2 protein-coding genes are annotated in these 791 nt (G+C 60.9%); both read left to right on the plus strand.

Annotated features, from left to right (window positions below; translation table 11 throughout):
* The first annotated feature begins 123 nt into the window (after positions 1-123).
* A complete protein-coding gene (gene tnpA, locus Mterra_RS21550) occupies positions 124-582 on the plus strand; it encodes an IS200/IS605 family transposase (RefSeq protein WP_245971723.1) in 459 nt (152 codons plus the stop codon).
* Positions 575-791: helix-turn-helix domain-containing protein (locus Mterra_RS21555; protein WP_170159788.1), on the plus strand; the 217-nt coding region annotated here is incomplete at its 3' end. The genes tnpA and Mterra_RS21555, both read left to right, overlap by 8 nt.

Genomic DNA, 791 nt, shown 5'->3' on the forward strand with positions numbered 1-791 from the left:
AAAAGAGGGGGCGTGGGGGAGCTATAATCCCCCGGACTTTCAGTCCGTGGGATACATGGACTCCCCCACGCGCTCCGAAGGAGCACATAGCATAGTGGGCGGCGGATGTGCTATCATATGCACGTGCCTGAAGAACGCACCACGCGCCATTCGCATTACAATCTGAACTACCATCTGGTGTTCACCCCCAAGTACCGCAGGCACGTTTTTGTGGGCGAGGTGCGCGAAAGGCTGATGCAGGTATTCCGGGAGGCCTGCTCGATGAGGGACTGGGCGGTGCTAGGCATGGAGGTCATGCCCGACCACGTGCACCTTTTCCTTTCTGTACCGCCCAAGTGGGCACCCTCGGACGTGGCGAAGATACTGAAGGGCGTGTCGGCTCGGCGCATCCTGCAAGAGTTTCCGAAGCTACGGCGGGGCAAGGGCGGCGGTCATTTGTGGACGCCCTCCTTCTACGTGGGCAGTGCCGGGAACATCTCAGCCCAGACCATCCAGCGCCACATCGAGTCGCAACGCAAGCATCAGGTGGACGATCCTTTGTCGGGACCGGCTACGCCTGTACACCAGGTGGACGATGACTAGGAAGGCGTTCAAGTACCGCCTGTACCCCACCCAGCCCCAGCACAAAGACCTGGAGCGCACCCTCTCGCTGTGCCGCCAGTTGTACAACGCGGCCCTGCAGGAGCGTAGAGATGCCTACAAGAAGGCCGGGAGGGCTGTCGGCTTCTACGAACAGAAGAGGTATCTGCCCGAGATACGGGCCGAGCTGCCGGAGTACAAGGGCGTCCACT

This window comes from Calidithermus terrae, assembly GCF_003574345.1.
Taxonomy (GTDB): Bacteria; Deinococcota; Deinococci; order Deinococcales; family Thermaceae; genus Calidithermus; species Calidithermus chliarophilus.